Origin of the sequence: Kribbella sp. NPDC004875 (genome assembly GCF_042873375.1) — a bacterium.
GTDB lineage: Bacteria > Actinomycetota > Actinomycetes > Propionibacteriales > Kribbellaceae > Kribbella.
Genome location: NZ_JBIALI010000010.1, coordinates 18,864 through 35,892, shown reverse-complemented (window position 1 = coordinate 35,892; position 17,029 = coordinate 18,864). Strand labels below are relative to the sequence as shown.

The 17,029-nt window shown below is 69.5% G+C and carries 19 protein-coding genes; 14 read left to right on the top strand and 5 right to left on the bottom strand.

The features are described 5' to 3' along the window. Positions 1-37: 37 nt before the first annotated feature. On the bottom strand, positions 38-1,228 hold the full coding sequence (locus ACFYRH_RS39160; RefSeq protein ID WP_387785646.1) for an MFS transporter: 1,191 nt from the start codon (positions 1,226-1,228) through the stop codon (positions 38-40). A 92-nt stretch (positions 1,229-1,320) separates the two neighbouring features. Between ACFYRH_RS39160 and ACFYRH_RS39155 the strand changes: the two genes are divergently transcribed. Next, positions 1,321-1,632 (top strand): ArsR/SmtB family transcription factor, encoded by a 312-nt coding sequence (locus ACFYRH_RS39155; protein ID WP_387785643.1) that lies wholly within the window; start codon positions 1,321-1,323, stop codon positions 1,630-1,632. A 67-nt stretch (positions 1,633-1,699) separates the two neighbouring features. After that, entirely contained in the window at positions 1,700-3,949 is a 2,250-nt protein-coding gene (locus ACFYRH_RS39150; protein ID WP_387785642.1) for a PQQ-binding-like beta-propeller repeat protein, read from the top strand. On the opposite strand, the gene ACFYRH_RS39145 is transcribed toward ACFYRH_RS39150, so the two are convergent. Then, on the bottom strand, positions 3,933-4,850 hold the full coding sequence (locus tag ACFYRH_RS39145) for a Gfo/Idh/MocA family protein (protein ID WP_387785640.1): 918 nt from the start codon (positions 4,848-4,850) through the stop codon (positions 3,933-3,935). The two genes, ACFYRH_RS39150 and ACFYRH_RS39145, sit on opposite strands and share 17 nt — an antisense overlap. Positions 4,851-4,981: 131 nt before the next feature. Between ACFYRH_RS39145 and ACFYRH_RS39140 the strand changes: the two genes are divergently transcribed. After that, positions 4,982-7,363: a hypothetical protein gene (locus ACFYRH_RS39140; protein ID WP_387785637.1), complete on the top strand. Its 2,382-nt coding sequence runs from the start codon at positions 4,982-4,984 to the stop codon at positions 7,361-7,363. Positions 7,364-7,691: 328 nt separating this feature from the next. Then, positions 7,692-8,879 carry an elongation factor Tu gene (gene tuf / locus ACFYRH_RS39135; protein WP_387785635.1) on the top strand — a complete coding sequence of 396 codons (1,188 nt, stop codon included), beginning with the start codon at positions 7,692-7,694 and terminating at the stop codon, positions 8,877-8,879. Between the two features lie 34 nt (positions 8,880-8,913). Here tuf and ACFYRH_RS39130 read toward each other — a convergent pair whose 3' ends face one another. Both ACFYRH_RS39130 and ACFYRH_RS39125 read right to left on the bottom strand, forming a co-directional pair. Continuing rightward, positions 8,914-9,180, bottom strand: coding sequence for a DUF4031 domain-containing protein (locus ACFYRH_RS39130; RefSeq protein ID WP_387785633.1), 267 nt, complete (start codon positions 9,178-9,180; stop codon positions 8,914-8,916). Next, a complete protein-coding gene (locus ACFYRH_RS39125) occupies positions 9,177-9,881 on the bottom strand; it encodes a copper homeostasis protein CutC (RefSeq protein ID WP_387785631.1) in 705 nt (234 codons plus the stop codon). Before ACFYRH_RS39125 ends, ACFYRH_RS39130 begins: the two co-directional genes overlap by 4 nt. A gap of 109 nt (positions 9,882-9,990) precedes the next feature. Here ACFYRH_RS39125 and ACFYRH_RS39120 point away from each other — a divergent pair, with 109 nt between their 5' ends. The 10 genes from ACFYRH_RS39120 to ACFYRH_RS39075 all read left to right on the top strand — a co-directional run bounded on the left by ACFYRH_RS39120 (position 9,991) and on the right by ACFYRH_RS39075 (position 16,309). After that, positions 9,991-11,028, top strand: a complete 1,038-nt coding sequence (locus ACFYRH_RS39120; protein WP_387785628.1) for a LacI family DNA-binding transcriptional regulator — start codon at positions 9,991-9,993, stop codon at positions 11,026-11,028. A gap of 113 nt (positions 11,029-11,141) precedes the next feature. Then, complete coding sequence (locus ACFYRH_RS39115) at positions 11,142-11,366, top strand: hypothetical protein (RefSeq protein WP_387785626.1); 225 nt, start codon at positions 11,142-11,144, stop codon at positions 11,364-11,366. A gap of 149 nt (positions 11,367-11,515) precedes the next feature. Further along, positions 11,516-11,860: a hypothetical protein gene (locus tag ACFYRH_RS39110; RefSeq protein WP_387785623.1), complete on the top strand. Its 345-nt coding sequence runs from the start codon at positions 11,516-11,518 to the stop codon at positions 11,858-11,860. Between the two features lie 57 nt (positions 11,861-11,917). Next, a complete protein-coding gene (locus ACFYRH_RS39105) occupies positions 11,918-12,286 on the top strand; it encodes a hypothetical protein (RefSeq protein WP_387785621.1) in 369 nt (122 codons plus the stop codon). Continuing rightward, positions 12,283-12,708, top strand: a complete 426-nt coding sequence (locus tag ACFYRH_RS39100) for a hypothetical protein (RefSeq protein ID WP_387785619.1) — start codon at positions 12,283-12,285, stop codon at positions 12,706-12,708. Before ACFYRH_RS39105 ends, ACFYRH_RS39100 begins: the two co-directional genes overlap by 4 nt. Continuing rightward, positions 12,705-14,228: a multicopper oxidase domain-containing protein gene (locus tag ACFYRH_RS39095; protein ID WP_387785616.1), complete on the top strand. Its 1,524-nt coding sequence runs from the start codon at positions 12,705-12,707 to the stop codon at positions 14,226-14,228. Before ACFYRH_RS39100 ends, ACFYRH_RS39095 begins: the two co-directional genes overlap by 4 nt. 79 nt (positions 14,229-14,307) lie before the next feature. Continuing rightward, positions 14,308-14,646 (top strand): ArsR/SmtB family transcription factor, encoded by a 339-nt coding sequence (locus ACFYRH_RS39090; protein ID WP_387785614.1) that lies wholly within the window; start codon positions 14,308-14,310, stop codon positions 14,644-14,646. Then, positions 14,643-15,113 (top strand): SRPBCC domain-containing protein, encoded by a 471-nt coding sequence (locus ACFYRH_RS39085; RefSeq protein ID WP_387785613.1) that lies wholly within the window; start codon positions 14,643-14,645, stop codon positions 15,111-15,113. Before ACFYRH_RS39090 ends, ACFYRH_RS39085 begins: the two co-directional genes overlap by 4 nt. 3 nt (positions 15,114-15,116) lie before the next feature. Continuing rightward, positions 15,117-15,716: a dihydrofolate reductase family protein gene (locus tag ACFYRH_RS39080; RefSeq protein WP_387785610.1), complete on the top strand. Its 600-nt coding sequence runs from the start codon at positions 15,117-15,119 to the stop codon at positions 15,714-15,716. Between the two features lie 2 nt (positions 15,717-15,718). Then, entirely contained in the window at positions 15,719-16,309 is a 591-nt protein-coding gene (locus ACFYRH_RS39075; protein WP_387785608.1) for a dihydrofolate reductase family protein, read from the top strand. Here the strand turns inward: ACFYRH_RS39075 and ACFYRH_RS39070 are convergent. Next, on the bottom strand, positions 16,288-16,983 hold the full coding sequence (locus ACFYRH_RS39070) for an aminoacyl-tRNA hydrolase (RefSeq protein ID WP_387785605.1): 696 nt from the start codon (positions 16,981-16,983) through the stop codon (positions 16,288-16,290). The two genes, ACFYRH_RS39075 and ACFYRH_RS39070, sit on opposite strands and share 22 nt — an antisense overlap. Positions 16,984-17,029 lie beyond the last annotated feature (46 nt).

Sequence of the window (17,029 nt, the reverse complement as noted above, 5' to 3'; positions counted from 1 at the left end):
AAGCCTGCCCTACGGCCGGTTCCTCCGACTCAGGACACTAGTCAGCGACCGCTGTGACGTAGATGTCCTCGTCACGCTCGAGCTCCTCCACCTTCTGCAGGGAGGAGTCCCGCCAGAGGACGTAGACCAGGCCGACCACGACCAGCGACAGCGCCGAGGCCAGGACCGGGAGGTAGCCGACGCCGAAGGCCTGGATGACCAGTCCGCCGACAACGGCCGACAGTCCGGCGCCCAGGTAGATCGCGGAGGCGTTGAGCGAGATCAGGAGACCACCGCCGAGCTCCAGCAGCAGGTTCTGGATCGGAGGGTTGAACGCCCAGGTCAGCATGCCCCACACCACCAGAGCGACACCGGCACCGACCTCGGTCGTCAGCGTCAGGTCGAGCGTGGCGAGGACTGCGGTGATACCGATCATCAGGACGACCAGGGTGCGCAGGCTGCCGAAACGGTCAGTAATCCGCCCACCGAGGAAGTTGCCGATGACAGCGCCCACGCCGTACAGGAGAAGGAGCAGGCCGGTGACGCTGCCGGTCAGGCCGGCGGTGTGCTTCAGCAGCGGGACGATGTAGATGTACACGCTGAACGCGGCCAGCACTGCCAGCACAGTGATCGCGAGGACGATCTGCACCCGCCGGTCGGTGACGCCGGCGAAGCGTTCCCGCAGGCTGACCACTGGCGGCGCGTCGACCTTCGGGAGCGCGGCGCGCTCGGCGATGGCGACCAGTACGGCGACTGCGGTGATGAGCGCGAACACGCCCTTGTACCCGAGTGACGGGCCCAGCAGCGTGCCGGCCGGGACTCCGAGGACCAGGGCGAACGTCAAGCCGCCGAACACGACCGCAACGGCTCTGCCGCGTTCCTCGGGTGGCATCAGGCTGGTGGCGAACAGCGTGGCGGCAGGGGTGTACACGGCGGCGCCGAACGCGGCCACGACGCGACCGGCGATCAGGACCGGGTAGTTGTCGGCCAGCGCGGCGATCAGGTTGCCGAGCGCGGCCAGGACCAGTGCGGCGATCAGCAGCGTACGGCGCTCCCACCGGCCGGTCAGCGTCGACAGGATCGGCGCGCCGATCGCGTACGACAGCGAGAACGCGGTGGCGAGCTGGCCCGCGGCGGTCAGCGAGACGTGCAGCTCGGAGCTGACGTCCGGGAGCACACCGGACACGACGTACGCGCTGGTTCCGACCGCGAACGCACCGGCGCCGAGCAAATAGATCCGTGCGGACATCGAATGACCTTCCGGAGACAGGGGATCAGTAGTTCGACGGTCATCGTACTACGAAGATCATCGAACTTCGACAAGCGTCGTACTATGGCTGTATGGCGACCAAAGTTCTCCCGCAGCCGGAGCGGGCCGAGATCCGCGTCGAGGCGGTGCTGCAGGCCTTGGGCGAGCCGGTCCGGCTGACCATCGTCCGCGCGCTCGCCGACCAGCCGGCCGGTGTCGCCTGCGGCGAGATCGAGCTGCCGGTCACCGCGTCCACCCGGGCCCACCACCTGAAGATCCTGCGCGAGGCGGGCGTGCTGTCCACGCACACCGACGGCACCCGGCGGATCAGCATCCTGCGCCGCGACGACCTGGAGGCTCTCTACCCCGGCCTGCTCACCGGCGTCCTGTCCGCCAAGCAGTAACCAACCGCAAGGTGCTGTAGGGGTGATCGTGGGGTGGTTGTAGAAGTGCGGCTGGCAGACTGAAGCAGTGGTGGAGCTGCGGGCGCGATGGGACGACCTGGTGCCCGGGTCTGCCTCGCTGGCCGACGAACTGGTCGGCCGGTACGTCGAACGCACCCGCCGCGCGTACCGCGACCACTATCTCGGCACCGTCCTCACCGCCCTGGACTCGCTGATCCAGCTGTCCACAGACCCGACCAGCGTCCGGCTCGCGGCGTGGTTCCACCGCGCCGTCCACGAGCCCGGTGGTACTCCGGCCGAGGACGCTGAAGCCTCCGCCCGCCTGGCCGAGCGGCTTCTCCCGGAGTACGGCGTACCGTCGATCCGGATCGCCGAAGTGGCCCGGCTGATCCGCCTCACCGGCGAACTCGCCGCCCCGCCACCGGATGCCTACGCGCCACCACGCCGGGACGCGAACGGCGACGTACTGCTCGACGCCGTCAACGCCACCCTCGCCGCCGACCCCAGCCGGTACGCCGTCCACACCGCCGAGGTACGCCGCGACGCCGGCGACCGCAAGGCCGCACTCGAGCACCGGTACGACGAAGTTCGCGAGCTGCTCGCGGGGCACCTCTACCGGACCCAACTGGCCCGCCAGCGCCTCGGCCCGGTGGCCCGCCTCAACCTCGAGTCCGAGCTCTCCGGACTGGACAGCGAGCTCCCGGCCCCGTGGCGTGGTTGGCAACAGGCCGCACTGACCGCGACCGCCACCTTCACCGCGATCGCCGCCGCGGTCGTCGCCATCGCCGCGTCCGGCGCCTCGTGGCAGATCCCGGCCGCACAGGACGAGGCAGGCTGGCCGACAGTCGCCCTGGCCGTCGTCTCGTTCTTCAGCGCACCGGTCCTGTTCCGTTGTGCCCGCAGTGCGAGTCAACGGGCCCGCCTCATCGCAGGCGCCGTACTGGCGATTGCGGTGACCGGACTGCTCGTCGCGTGGGCCCAAGCGCCGCGGACCAACGTGGCCGTCGGCGTCGGCCTTCGTGTGCCGCTGCTGATCTCCGCACTGATCCTGCTCGTCCTTGCCAGCACATCCGCTCTGGTCGCCTCGCTGCTCCGGACGAAGACCGCTCGCTACCTGCCGGCCCGCAACCTCGGCCAGCAGCTCGCCTGGCTCGCGGTGCCGGCGGTGGTCGCCCTCATCCTTTTGCTGATCGTCCAGCCGTTGTCGCGCAGCTATGTGCTCAGCTCCAACGAGCGGGTCGAGGGATCACCGCAGGAAGCCGGCAAGGCGGTCCCGTCCGTTCTCGACGGCGGGGTGGCCTGGGTCAGCGACTCGGTCGTCGGAACCGGCGCGGAAGAAGCGATCGGCACCCGCTACGGCATCGCGATCCCCCGACCCAACGGCGTGGTGGAGATGCTCGACGCGGCCACCGGCGAGCTGCGCTGGCGCTACAGCCGGTCCGACTCCGACGAGAAGCCAGTCATCGTGGCCACCGACAACGGCGCCTACGTCCTCGCACTGTTCGCCGACGTCGGGTACCTCCTGCTCGACGCGAACACCGGTCACCGCAAGGCCGCCTGGCCCGGCAACACCCGGGACCGCTTCGTCCTGCAGGCCCAGCCGCTGCTCACCGCCGAACGCTCCGGCAAGCTGCACGGCGTCGATCCGACCGGTCACCAGCGGTGGACGTACGAGCCTGGCGACTGCACTTCTCTCGGGGCCGTCGCGACCGCCGAGACCGTGCTCACGTTCGTCAGCCACACCTGCGACGACCGGCCCGACCAGATGACAGCACTGGACGTGCAGTCGGGCAAGAAGCTGTGGACCAGGACCTCGACGGACACCTACCGCCGACCGGTGGTCGTGGCCGGTCTGGTGGTCGTGGCCGAGCCCGGCGGCGACTCCGACGTACCTGCGGCACTGACCGCGATCGAGCCGCGGACCGGTGACATCCGTTGGCGCTGGGACGTGCCGCGGACCTGGTCCTGCCGCACGCTGCTCAACGCGGCCGGCAAGTACCTGGTCGTCGTCGACTGTCCCGGCCCGAGCAGTCTGGAGAACCGGACCAGCGTGGTCACGGCGATCGACGCCAACACCGGCCTGACCGCCTGGCAGACCAAGGCGCCGGTCAGCCCGCGTGTGAAGGTCACCGTCACGGCCGACGGCCGCGTCATTTCTCTGAGCCGCGGCGCCACAGGCTGCATGGCCAACATCATCAGCCGCGCCGGCTACCGCCAGGTCCGCCTACCCACCGGCATCCAGTGCGGCCGCGACCCCCGAGCCGTCGGCAACGTCGTCCTGGCCTCCGGCACCGAGTCCGTCATCGCCCTCCGCTGAGCTGTTGCTGGGCGGTGGCGAGGAGCTCGACGATTCGGGTACCGAAGGCGACGTCGATGGGATGGGACTCGCCTGACTCGGCGGCGGTGACCAGCTCCTCGGCAGCGAGTCGGAGCGCGTCGGCCGGGGCGGTACGGCGTTCCGGGAGCAGCGCCGTACCGGAGTCGCCCCAGACGCCGGTCTCGAAGTTGCTGCCGGCTGGTGGGGCGAACAGGGTGATGCTGGCGGTGCTGGTCGCGCCTGACTCGTGAGTGAGGACCATGTGGATCAGACCGTCCGCACCGCCCACGGCGGTCAGCTCACCGATCGGGCCGAGCATGGCGGACAGGTTGGACAGCGCGTGCGGGCCGACGTCCCAGAGCGATCCCCACTGCTCACGCCGCCAGGGCGAGTCGGCCGTCGGGTTGCCGGGCCGGTCCAGCGCGGCCAGCATCCGGCTCCAGCCACCCTTCCAGCCGCCGGTGGTCTCCAGGTCCGCGAAGAACGTGCGCATCAGTGGGTCGAACCGCTGGGTGAGGAAGACCACCGACGCGATGCCCTCGTCCGCCACCTCCTCGACCAGCGCGCGGGCGTCGTCCAGCGAGTCCGCGACCGGCTTGTCGAGCAGCAGGTGCTTCCCGATCGCGGCCGCCTCCAGCGCCATCGCCGCCTGCACCTTGGGCGGTACGGCGAACGCGACCGCGTCGACCGACTCCAATAACTCCGCGTAGTCGTCGTACGCAGGGGCTCCTAGCTGCTCCGCCAGCGCGGCGGTCCGCTCCGGGTGCCGGCCCCAGACTCCGGCCAGCTCGACCCCGGCGGCCGCCACGAGCCCTGGACCGTGCGTCCGCCCCGCCCACGGACCCGTCCCGACCAGACCGAAGCGCATACCGTCCTCCCAGAGCCGAAATGTGATCTGCACCGCAATATCCGTTGTCACGCGCCGCTGGTGAAGCGGTCAGGTGACGAGCCGATATCGCTTTGGCCACGACCCTATAGGGAAGCCCGGATCGGGTCGGCCGAGACTCCCAACCGGTGCCAGACTCCATAGCCATGGACCTGCGCGACCAGTGGAATCGCCTGCTGCCGCACGCGCAGCCGTTGGGCGATGATCTGCTGGCTCGTTACGCAGAGCAACATCGCCACTATCACAACCAGCAGCACCTGACCGAGGTACTGCGGACCGTGGACGAACTGGCGGAGTACGCCGACGACGCGGACAGCGTCCGGCTGGCGGCCTGGTTCCACGACGCGATCTACGACCCGCAGGCCGACCCCGGCGAGAACGAGGAGGTCTCGGCGCAGCTGGCCGAGCTCGAACTCGCGGCGTACGGCGTGGAAGCCGAGCAGGTCGCGGAGATCGGGCGGCTGGTCCGCCTGACCGCCAAGCACGACTGCGCCCCGGACGACCGCAACGGTGCCGTGCTCTGCGACGCCGACCTGCGCATCCTCAGCCTGCCGGCGGAGCGGTACGACGAGTACGCGGCCGGGATCCGGCAGGAGTACGAGCATGTCGCCGACCGGGACTTCGCCCGCGGGCGGATGTCGTTCCTGCAGACGCTGAGCGAGACCCGGCTGTATGCGACACCGCGCGGCCACGAGGAATGGGAACGACCGGCCAGGGACAACCTGACCCGGGAGGTCGAGTCCCTGGGCCCTAAGGCCGCCCGACCGATCGGCGGGCTGATCCCGATCATCTACTTCGGTGCTGCCCTCGGTGCGGTCGTGGCGTCCTCGGTCCTCCTCGGCCGTGGCCTCGGCGCGGCCGCCAAGTGGCCGGCCGACCCGTCCGACGTCGGTGGTTTCCCGGTGTGGGCACCGATCGCCGGTACGGCGGTAGCGGCCGCGTTGACCTGCGCCTGGTTCCGGCGTGCTCAGCAGCGGCTGGTGACCATCCCGGCGATCGTCTTCGGCGTGGTCGGCATGGTCGCCATCGGCGTGTGCTGGTGGCGCTGGCCGGCCGCGCAGCCCGGCGCGGCGATGTCGGAGCGCTGGCCGTACCTGCTGATCGCCTCCGTGGCCCTGGTGCTCGCCAGTGCCTTGCTGGCGCTGGCGCGGCGGCTGCGGTTGGCACCGCCGTACGCACAGGCTCCTCCGCGCTGGCTGGGTGTCGGCGCTACGGCTGCGTTCGGCGCACTGCTGGCGTGGGTTGTGGTGTCGGCCGGTGAGCCGTTCGTGCAGGCCCGGCTGGAGACCGCCAACACGGTCAGCACGACCACCACGATCCAGCCGACCCAGCTGCCCGTCCAGCTCGACGGGACGCTGGCGTGGAGCCGGGAGGTCCCGGCCACCGGCGCCATCACCGGTACGGCGGGTGGGGTGGCCGAACTGCGGTCGGACGGCGTCGTGATGTCCGACGCGGCCACCGGTCAGATCCGCTGGCGGTACTCGCGGGCCGACGTACAGGACGCCGCGTCGAGCGGCGCGAAGGGTCTGCTGGTGTCCCCGGACGGGCGGACGATCGCTGCGCATCTGCCGCGGTCCGACTACCGCGAGCCGGCGGGCATCGACCTGCCGACGTACGCCGTACTGGATGCGGTGAGCGGCAAGGTGCTGACCGAGGTCGACACCGACGGGACCGCATTGGCGGTCGACCAGGACCAGCTGCTCGTGGCGGAAGGGAACTACGTCGTTGCGCACGGCGTGAGCAGCCCGACGCATTGGCGGGCGCAGGTGCGTTGCACCGTGACCCAGGGCGAGCTGGTCGGCGACCAGGCGGTCGTGGTCGATGCGTGCGCCGGGAACGGTGCCGTTGTCCGCGGTCTGGATCTCCAGACCGGCGCTCAGCGCTGGGAGGTCGACCTGGGCTCGCGGATCGAGCTGAGCTCGGAGCTGGACCCGACGACGTGGGTCGGCGACCTGGTCGCCGTACCGGACACGCGTGAGGTGTCGGGACTCATCTGGACCGGTGCGGCCGGCGGAACGCTCTACCAGTGGTCGGTGGATGTCAGTGAGGGCCGCCTCATCTGGACGACGCCGGTACCAGGCACGCCGCGCCCACGGCTCGGATCGTCGTCCTGCGACGCCCAACTGGCCGCCACGCACGCCTCTCTGGTCCTCATCACCTGCCGCACCGGCGACGACCCCGGCCAGCCGCAGACGTACGACGTGTCCTCGTCGAGCCCCGCAGACGGGACTCCGCAGTGGCACCACCTCCTGCAGGTGCCGCCGAAGCTGCAGGAGCCGGAGTACCCGCGCAACGGGTTCGGGCTGCTGCCGGACGGGCGCGTGGTGACGCTGATGCCGCAGGCCAACGGCAGCTGCTCCCCCGTCATGATCGGCACCACCGGCATCCAGCCGCGGGCGATCCTGCCGAGCCCGAACGCCCAGCCGGTCGCCAAGTCCGAAGAGGTCACCTGCGACCAGCCGGCCGTCACGGTCGCCGCCGCGCGCCCGATCTTCTCCGACGGCACCCGGCTGTTCGCGCTCAACTAGCGCCCACCCTGCTCATCATCGTCTTCTTTCCTTCGCCGCCGTCGGCGGTGGGGAATTCCGTTGCTGTAGGCAGCGTTACTGTCTACCGTGATCCGCATGTTCCGCGTGGTTTTCGAGTCCGACCTGTCAGGCACCGGCCTGACGGGCGCTCCCACGTGGGCCCCGTCAGTCGATTGCACCGGCGCTCGAAGCTGACCCTCCTCCTGCCTCGCAGGACCCGCGGAGGAGGGTGGCCCGAACCGGCCCCCTCCACGCGGTGACAGCGCTGCGAGGGCTTGCCGGAGGGTCCTGGCTCAGACCGAATCTTCTGACAGGCAAAGGAATTCTCATGGCCAAGAGCCAGTTCGTGCGGACCAAGCCGCACCTCAACATCGGGACGATGGGTCACGTCGACCACGGCAAGACCACGCTGACCGCGGCGATCACCAAGGTGCTCGCGGAGCGCGACCCGAGTGTGAACCGCTTCGTCGCCTTCGACGGCATCGACCGTGCGCCGGAGGAGATGCAGCGCGGGATCACGATCAACATCTCGCACGTCGAGTACGAGACCGCGACCCGGCACTACGCGCACGTCGACATGCCCGGGCACGCCGACTACGTGAAGAACATGATCACCGGCGCCGCCCAGGTGGACGCCGCGATCCTGGTCGTCTCCGCGCAGGACGGCGCCATGCCGCAGACGCGGGAGCACGTGCTGCTCGCGCGCCGGGTGGGCGTCCCGTACCTGGTGGTCGCGCTGAACAAGGCGGACACCGTCGATGACCCGGAGCTGCTCGACCTGGTCGAACTGGAGGTCCGTGAACTCCTCTCGGAGTACGGCTTCCCGGGGGACGAGGTACCGGTCGTGCGCGTGTCCGGTCTGAAGGCACTCGAGGGTGACCCGCAGTGGACCGGTGCGATCGGCGAGCTGCTGGACGCGGTGGACAACTACGTGCCGGTGCCGGACCGCGAGCTCGGCGAGCCGTTCCTGATGCCAATCGAGAACGTGCTCACGATCAGCGGTCGCGGCACGGTGGTCACCGGTGCCGTCGAGCGCGGATCGCTGAAGCTCGGCGACGCGGTCGAGGTCGTCGGCCTCGGCCCGACGGTCAGCAGTACGGCGATCGGGATGGAGACGTTCGGCAAGTCGCTGGAGTCCGCGGACGCGGGCGACAACGCGGCGGTGCTGCTGCGTGGCGTGAAGCGCGACGAGGTACGCCGTGGCCAGGTGGTGGCGTTGCCGGGCAGCGTGCAGCCGCACCGGAAGTTCCGGGCGACCCTGCACGCGCTGTCCACCGCCGAGGGTGGCCGGCACACGCCTTTCGCCGCGGACTACCGGCCGCAGTTCTACTTCCGGACGACGGACGTGTCCGGCGGGATCGACCTGGGTGAGATCTCCCTGGTGATGCCCGGCGACACGATCGAGCTCGGCGTGGAGCTGGAGAAGCCGATCGCGATGAACGTCGGCCTCGGCTTCGCCGTCCGCGAGGGCGGCCACACGGTCGCCGCCGGCACGGTGACCGAACTGCTCGACTAGAACGAACCAGAACACGGCTGGAACGGAGAGGCCCTCAGCCCGCTGAGGGCCTCTTCCTGTGTCTGAGACCAGAAGCGATCAGTCTGCTGACCAGCTCTTTGCTGGAGACGGGAACCGCACCAGCAGCGATCAGGTCGTCATAGCGATCACTGGGTACGTCGTAGTGGTCCCGGTCGAAGCCTCGCGCCGGAATGCCGGCCGCCTTCGCGAAGGCGTGCAGCTCCTCGAGCGACTCGTCACTGACCAGGTGCGACCAGATCCGGTCCCAGGCCGGCCACGCGGGTGGGTCGATGAGGATCATCCGCGCGCGTCCTGCGCGTCGAGCAGAGTGCGCCAGGAGCGGACGAAACGGGAGTTCACGTACGCCTTCGTCCACGAGCCGTCCTGGCGGACCGACGTACCGACGTGGAACCGGCGTACCCCGCTCTGGAACAGCCACGGGACGTGCTCCGGCTGGAGGCCACCGCCGGCCATCATCACGCCCGCAACAGCAGAGTCGTCGCGGGCCAGCTTGCACAGGTCGTCCAGCCCGTGACTGACCCCGATGGACGAGCCGGCAGTCAGAACACAGTCCAGCCCAGGCAGAGTCCGCAGTGCGCGCCAAGCCTGCTGCTGCTCGAGTACGGCGTCGATCGCGCGGTGGAACGTCCACGGCGTACCGGCGAAGGTGCTGACCAGTGCGGACACCGAGTCGACGTCCACCTGGTTGTCCGGTGTCAGGAAGCCCAGCACGAACCCGTCCGCCCCGGCGGCGAGGTACGACTGCGCCATCGCGGTCAGCCGGTTCAGCTCGGCGCCGTCCGTGGTGAAGGAGTTCTCCAGCCGCAGCATCACCCGCAACGGCAGGTCGGTGACCCGCCGGATCGCACTGACCGTCGACACCGACGGGGACAGCCCGTCCGCCTCCATCGAGGCGCACAGCTCCAGCCGGTCCGCCCCACCCTCCTGAGCCGCTTCGGCGTCCGCCGGGTGCAGCGCGATGATCTCCAGCAACGAACCCATGGGGGCTATCCTCTCGCACCCGCCGGGAATTGGTGTTGCACTCGCCGCCGGGCTTCTGTATCGTTTTTCTAGAACGATTTAGAAGAACGATACAGAAGAGGTGTGCGGGATGGCCGGGGTGACACTGAAGACCGTGGCGAAGGCCGTCGGTGTGTCACCGTCGACGGTCTCCAACGCCTACAACAAGCCCGACCAGCTCTCCGCCGCGCTCCGCGAGCGCATCCTGGCCGCCGCCCAGGAGCTCGGGTACGCCGGTCCGGACGCCTCCGCCCGCGCCCTGCGCAGCGGAAAGGCCGGGGCCGTCGGGGTGCTGTTCACCGACAAGCTCGCGTACGCGTTCTCGGACCCGTACGCGGTCGGTTTCCTCGCCGGTCTCGCGGAGGTCGCCGAGGAGTTCGCCACCAGCCTGCTACTGATGCCCCTGAGTTCGACGGACCCTGCGAGCGGGAGCAACGCCGTACAGCAGGCGGCGATCGACGCGGCGGCGATCTTCTGCGTGCCGAGCGGGAACCCGGCGCTCGAGATCCTCGCCAACCGCGGCATCCCCGCGGTGTCGACCGATCGGGGCGACCACCCGGACCTGTCCTGGGTGGCCATCGACGAGGTCGAGGCAGCCGCGCAACTGGGTGAGCACCTGGCCCGGCTGGGGCACCGCGACGTCGTCGTCCTGGTGGACAACGCGCAGGCAGCCGGCGGCCGGCCGGTGGAGCTGACGCTCGACGAGGTCGGGTACACCGACTGCGAGCTGCGGATCCAGGGCCTGCAGAAGGCGATGCCCGATGCCCGGCTGCGGATCGTCTCGGGCGGGCACAACGCGATCGCGTCCGGGCTACGTGGAGCGGAGTACGTGCTCGACTCACAGGACCGGCCGACGGCGATCGTCGGGCTGAGCGACGTCCAGGCGCTCGGCGCGATGGAAGCGATGAAGGTCCGGGGACTGACCCCGGGTCGCGATCTGACGCTGGCGGGATTCGACGACATCCCCGCCGCGGAGGGCGCCGGGCTGACAACGGTCCGGCAGCCGATCAAGGACAAAGGACGCGCGGTCGGCCGGATCCTGCTCGATCCCGCCACCACTGAGCGCCAACTGCTGATGCCGACCCAGCTGATCGTCCGCTCGAGCAGCGGCCCGGCACCGAAGCGCTGACAACCGCACACACCCCTCAGGGCCACTGCGGCACCTGAGCTGATCAAACACGTCTCCGACGGCCGCACCCGGTCGCCGATCGATCAACCACGCTCTCAGGAGGGAGCAGAACCATGTCGTACTTCACCCCCGGAAACACCGCGGTCGAGAACGCCCGCAGCCTCAGCCAGTCGGCTCTCCCGAACGCTCCCCAGCAGCCGTACGACGAGCCCGCGCCGCGCCGCGCGTGGGCGGTCCGGGCCCGCGTCGGCGCCGTACTGCGCACCGCCGCGGAACGCGAACTCCGCCTCGCCAACCGCATCGACCCCACCCCCACCTGCCCCCACCCCGCATCCTGACCCTCGAACCATTTGAGGGGTGAACCTCCCGAACGCACCGTTCCCTCCCCGCACGCATGGGGCAAAGGGGCAAGCCGGGAGGTTCACCCCTCAAGTGCGGCGGGGCTCTGGCGGGGTTTTGTCGGTGGGTTCTGGCACCCTGAAGGGCGATGAATGAGCCAGGGGTGCTGCTGACCGCGCGGGCGATGGTCCTCCATGACCTCGCCGCACGCGGTTTCAACGACGCGACGATGGTGTCCCTGCTGGAGGACGCCGTCGCCGGCCGCCAGTGGTGGCTGGATCAGTGGCCGGACGGCGCCGAGCACATCGCCGGCCTGGTCGCGCAGGACGTCCAGGACCGCCTGGTCGACTCGGGCGTCCGGTGGCCGCGCTGCACCGCCTGCGACGACCTGCACGATCACGAACTGCGGATCGAGCCGGAGCTCGGCCCCGACCCACACTGGGTCTGCGAGCGGGCAGGGATCAGCGTCGCACCCCTGGGGCAGCTCACCTGACCCTCCGGGTAATACCTGATTGATCTACATGTAGGCAGACTACTATTGTCTGTCTACATGATGAGGCTGAGGGCACTCCAGGTAGTGGCCGGCGTACATGCGGTGGGGATCTGCCTGCAACCGGTGTTCGCGGGGGTCTACCTGAACGGCTCCCCCACCGGCGTCCGGATGCACGAGCCGACCGGACTGGCGCTCGCCTTCCTCGGGCTCGCCCAGTTGCTGTTAGCAACGATTTGGTGGCGGTCCGGTGGTCGCTGGACGGCACCCGCGGCCGGCCTGCTGATCGTGGCCGGCGAGGTCCTCCAGGTGGTCGTCGGGTACAGCCGCCAGCTCGCGATCCACATCCCGCTCGGCATCGCGCTCGTCGCCGGCTCGCTCGCCTTCGCGTACTGGATCGCGCGCCAACGACAGGTCGTGCCCGCATGACCACCATCGCGGCCCCGACGGTACGCCGGCCCCGCGTCAGCCTGCAGCTCCTTCGGATCACCTTGGTCCTGCACGCCCTTCTCGTGATCGCGCAACCGATCGCCGCCGGGTACTTCCTGTCCGGAAACGTGGACGCGATGACGAACGTGCACGGTGCGATCGGCGGATCGGTGTGGATGATCGCACTGCTGCAGACCGTCGTCGCCGCGTTCTACACACTCGCCGGGCGCGGCCGCATCTGGCCGTCCGTCGCCTCCGTACTGCTCGTGGTCGCGGAGTTCGTCCAGCTCGTCTACGGCTACCAGCAGAACTTCGCGGTCCACATCCCGCTGGGCACCGCCATCGTCACCACCGTCGTCTGGATGACGGTCTGGTCGTTCCGTTCCACCGCAGGCCTGAGTCGCCGGGAGGCGAAGCGATGAAGATGTCCCGCCGCGGGTTCCTGGCCGTTGCCGGAGGCACCGGTGCCGCCCTGACCGTGACCGGATGCGGCGAGGAGGCGAAGCCCGCGCAGGCCGGCGAACTCCTGCGCAGCAAGGCGAAACTCCCCACACCGTTCCAGGTCCCGCTCCCGATCCCGCCGGTGAAGAAGCCGATCCGTTCGGACGCGCAGGCCGACTACTACCAGGTCGTCCAGCGCAAGGCGAGCCTCGAGATCCTCCCCGGCCTGAAGACCGAAGTGATGGGGTACGACGGCCTGCTCCCCGGCCCGACCTTCGACGTACGGAGTGGACGCACCACCGTGGTCGAGCAGGTGAACGAGCTCGACGTGTCGACCGTGGTGCACCTGCACGGCGGTCACACGCCCGCGCCGAGTGACGGCTGGCCGCTCGACATGATCATGCCCGCGAACGGCGCGCACGGCGCCGGCCATCACATGATGGGTGGCGGCGACATGACGATGGGCCGCCGCACCTACACGTACCCGAACACGCAGCGCGCCGCGACGCTCTGGTACCACGACCACACGATGGACTACACCGCCCCGCAGGTGTACCGCGGACTGTTCGGTCTGCACATCATCCGCGACGACGAGGAGGCGAAACTCCCGCTGCCGAAGGGCGATCGGGAGATCCCACTCGTTATCGCGGACCGGGCATTCGACGCCGACGGGTCGTTCTTGTACCCCGCCGCGAAAGACGGTCCCGGCGTCGAGTCGGCGTACATGGAAGGTGTCGTCGCGGACGTCACGCTGGTGAACGGTGCGCCGTGGCCGGTGCACGAGGTCGACGCGGTGCGCTACCGCTTCCGGATCCTGAACGCCAGCAACGCCAGGCGGTACGAGCTCGCCTTCGACAAGGGTCCCGCGACCTTCGTCCAGATCGGGAGCGACGGTGGACTGCTCGACAAGCCGGTCGAGCACCAGACGCTCGTGATCGCACCGGCCGAACGCTTCGACGTGATCGTCGACTTCTCGCAGTACCAGCCGGGTGACGAGGTCACGGTCGTCAACAAGCTGGACAAGTTCGCGAACGTCCTGCGTTTCAAGGTCGCCCGCAAGGCCGCCGACGACACCAGCATTCCGGTGACGCTCTCGTCGTACGCCGTGACGCCCCGACCGACCGGCGTCGTACGGCGGGAGTGGCGCTTCCGCCGCGGTGACGCCGGGGACCACCGCGGCTGGACGATCAACGGGAAGGGCTTCGATCCCGCGGTGATGCAGGCGCAGGTGCAGCTGGACCAGTACGAGATCTGGTCGTTCGTCACCGATGTCCACCACCCGGTGCATGTCCATCTGGCGCCGTTCCAGGTCCTCACGCGGGGCGGGAAGAGCAAGCTGTCGGCGTACGACCACGGCTGGAAGGACACCGTCGACATCCGGCCGGCCGAGGTCGTCGAGGTGCTGGTCAGGTTCACCGCACACAAGGGCAAGTACCTGATCCACTGCCACAACCTCGAGCACGAGGACATGGCGATGATGGCGGCCTTCGAAACGATCTGATCCGGCTCGCCCCTTGACGGTGGCGACAGCCCGTCCCTATAGTCAACATATCGGTTGATCAAGGGAATGGTTGATAAAGATGACGGTTGACGACGATCAGCTCGACCGGTCCTTCGCGGCCCTCGCGGACCCGGTCCGGCGGGCGATGATCGCGCGGCTGTCGCGCGGCCCGGCCACCGTGAACGAACTGGCCGAACCGTTCCCGATCACCAAACAGGCGGTGTCGCGGCACATCCAGGTGCTCGAGGCCGCCGGGCTGATCACCCGGACCCGGGACGGCCAGCGCCGCCCGTGTCACCTGGTGCCGGCCGCCCTCGAAGCCCTGACGAGCTGGATCGACGAGTACCGGCTCGAGACCGAGCGCCGCTTCCGCCGGATGGACGCGCTGCTGAACACCGTGAAGGAGAAGGACCAATGAGCGAGACCACGATCAACGCCCCCGCCGGAACCCCGTTCGTGGAGGTCACCCGGGAGTTCGACGCCACGCCGGCGCAGCTGTTCCGGGTACTGTCCGACCGCGACCTGGTCGCGCAGTGGATGGGCCCGCGCGAGCTGGAGATGACCGTCGAGGAGTACGACGTACGCTCCGGCGGCCGGTACCGCTACATCCACCGCGACGACTCCGGTGAGTACGCGTTCCGCGGCGTCTTCCACACCGTCGACCAGGACAAGCTGATCATCCAGACCTTCGAGTGGGAGGGCGCGCCGGGCGAGGTCTGCCTGGAGAAGGCGACCCTCGAGCCGACCGCGACCGGGGTCCGGCTGCACCAGCAGTCGGTGTTCCCGTCGGTCGGGAGCCGGGACCAGTTCGTCGCGTCCGGGATGGAGCACGGCGTCCGCGACTCGATGGACCGGCTCGCCGAAGTCGTCGCCAAGGAGGGCTGACCCATGACCCAGGTCGTGGTGGACATCTCGGTGTCCGTCGACGGGTACGTGACCGGACCCAACGCCGGGATCGGCAACGGCCTCGGTGACGGCGGTATGGCCCTGCACGACTGGGTCTTCCACGGCACCGACGCGGACCGCGCCGTCCTCGACGCCGCCTTCGAGGCGAGCGGCGCGGTCGTCCAGGGCCGGAACCTGTTCGACATCATCGACGCCCCGGACGGCTGGAGCGAGGAAATGGGGTACGGCGCGAAGCCGACCGGCGAGATCAACCCGCCGGTCTTCGTCGTCACCCATGCACCGCCGGAGAAGACCCGGCTGGGCGACCGCTTCCGGTTCGCCGGCAGTCCCGGCGAGGCCGTCGCGCAGGCGCTGGAAGTTGCCGGCGGCAAGGACGTGGTCGTGATGGGCGGCGGTCAGATCTGTCATGCGGTGCTCGCCGAGGGGCTGGCCGACGTACTGCGGCTGCACGTGGCACCCGTCGTACTCGGGGCCGGGACGCGGTTGTTCCCGGCCGAGCCGGCTGCTGGTGTGGGGCTCGAGTTGATCGAGGCGGTGTCCACGCCGGCGGCGCAGCATCTGACCTACCGGGTGGTGAAGTAGCCATGGGCAACGTGATCGCCACCGCGGCAGTCTCCCTGGACGGGTTCGTCGCGGACGAGAAGGACCAGGTCGGGCCGCTGTTCGACTGGTACGGCAACGGGCCGGTCGAGATCTACGGGACCGACCCGGGGCGGCCGTTCCGGGTCAGTGAGGCGAGTGCGGCGTACCTGAGGTCGACCTGGCCGAAGGTGCGGTCGTGCGTCATCGGTCGCCGGCTGTTCGACATCACCAACGGGTGGAACGGCGTACCCGCGGTCGGCGAGCACGTCTTCGTCGTGACGCACGAGCCGCCTGCCGACTGGCCGTTCCCGGATGCGCCGTTCACTTTCGTCAACGGGATCGAGGAGGCGATCGCGCAGGCCAAGGCGTACGCGGGCGACGCCGACGTCAGCGTCACCGGCGGCAACCTCACCGGTCAGGCGATCGCGGCCGGGTTGGTCGACGAGATCGCCTACAACCTCGTCCCCGCACTACTCGGTTCCGGCGTGAAGTTCTTCGGTGAGTACGTCGGGCCGGAGGTACTGCTCGACAACCCACGGATCGTCGCGGGTGACCGGGTCACCCATCTGCACTATCGCGTCAGCAGCGGATGATCGGCGATCACGGTGCGGGAGCCCGGCGCCACCTCGGTGAAACCGGCGTCCTGCACCACCGGGAGCCGCGTGGCCAGCAGTTCCTGCCACTGGGCGCGGCCTGCGGTCCGCACCGCCAGCGCGAAGTCGGCCGCCGCCCACTCCTTGCGCGCCGCTGCCGACAACCCCCACCACGCGAGCTGCGCCGCATGCCCACACTGCGCCATCGCCTTACCGCTCGACATCTCCAGATCGGGGTTGACCCACAGCACCGGTACGCCGGGTTCGGGCGCCGCAAGCTCCGCGGTGTCCTCGAAGTCCGTCCCACTCACCTGAAGCTTGAACAACTCCACCGGCACCACATCCACCCCACTGGGCGGAAACACCCGAACCTCAGCCACGGGACTCACGTCCCCGGTTTCCGGCTGTGCAGCGCCCGCTCCGGTTCCTGTGATCGTGATGCCCGGTAGCGCCTCGACCCGGCGCCACTCGGCTCCTCGGGCGCGCTTCGTGATCTTGCGGATCCGGTTGTCCTGCCATGCGGCCATCGACCCCGCCCACTCGCCCTCGCCCGTCGAGCGGTCGTCCGCGAGGATCGCCAGCACAGCACGGGCGGCGGTCTCCAGAGCATCGGTCTGGGCGGGCCGAGCGTTCTTCTCGACCCGGACCACCAGCGTCAGCACATACTCGTCCACCCCGCGAGTCTGACATGTTGACCGGTCGCGACAAGTTGTAGGTTGG

Excerpts from the sequence above, each read along its gene's own strand:
- ACFYRH_RS39080 (WP_387785610.1), top strand. The coding sequence starts at position 15,117 with ATGACCCAGGTCGTGGTGGACATCTCGGTGTCCGTCGACGGGTACGTG.
- ACFYRH_RS39160 (WP_387785646.1), bottom strand. The coding sequence starts at position 1,228 with ATGTCCGCACGGATCTATTTGCTCGGCGCCGGTGCGTTCGCGGTCGGA.
- tuf (WP_387785635.1), top strand. The coding sequence starts at position 7,692 with ATGGCCAAGAGCCAGTTCGTGCGGACCAAGCCGCACCTCAACATCGGG.
- ACFYRH_RS39115 (WP_387785626.1), top strand. The coding sequence starts at position 11,142 with ATGTCGTACTTCACCCCCGGAAACACCGCGGTCGAGAACGCCCGCAGC.
- ACFYRH_RS39075 (WP_387785608.1), top strand. The coding sequence starts at position 15,719 with ATGGGCAACGTGATCGCCACCGCGGCAGTCTCCCTGGACGGGTTCGTC.
- ACFYRH_RS39085 (WP_387785613.1), top strand. The coding sequence starts at position 14,643 with ATGAGCGAGACCACGATCAACGCCCCCGCCGGAACCCCGTTCGTGGAG.
- ACFYRH_RS39155 (WP_387785643.1), top strand. The coding sequence starts at position 1,321 with ATGGCGACCAAAGTTCTCCCGCAGCCGGAGCGGGCCGAGATCCGCGTC.
- ACFYRH_RS39110 (WP_387785623.1), top strand. The coding sequence starts at position 11,516 with ATGAATGAGCCAGGGGTGCTGCTGACCGCGCGGGCGATGGTCCTCCAT.
- ACFYRH_RS39090 (WP_387785614.1), top strand. The coding sequence starts at position 14,308 with ATGACGGTTGACGACGATCAGCTCGACCGGTCCTTCGCGGCCCTCGCG.
- ACFYRH_RS39120 (WP_387785628.1), top strand. The coding sequence starts at position 9,991 with ATGGCCGGGGTGACACTGAAGACCGTGGCGAAGGCCGTCGGTGTGTCA.
- ACFYRH_RS39105 (WP_387785621.1), top strand. The coding sequence starts at position 11,918 with ATGATGAGGCTGAGGGCACTCCAGGTAGTGGCCGGCGTACATGCGGTG.
- ACFYRH_RS39130 (WP_387785633.1), bottom strand. The coding sequence starts at position 9,180 with ATGATCCTCATCGACCCACCCGCGTGGCCGGCCTGGGACCGGATCTGG.
- ACFYRH_RS39100 (WP_387785619.1), top strand. The coding sequence starts at position 12,283 with ATGACCACCATCGCGGCCCCGACGGTACGCCGGCCCCGCGTCAGCCTG.
- ACFYRH_RS39095 (WP_387785616.1), top strand. The coding sequence starts at position 12,705 with ATGAAGATGTCCCGCCGCGGGTTCCTGGCCGTTGCCGGAGGCACCGGT.
- ACFYRH_RS39140 (WP_387785637.1), top strand. The coding sequence starts at position 4,982 with ATGGACCTGCGCGACCAGTGGAATCGCCTGCTGCCGCACGCGCAGCCG.
- ACFYRH_RS39125 (WP_387785631.1), bottom strand. The coding sequence starts at position 9,881 with ATGGGTTCGTTGCTGGAGATCATCGCGCTGCACCCGGCGGACGCCGAA.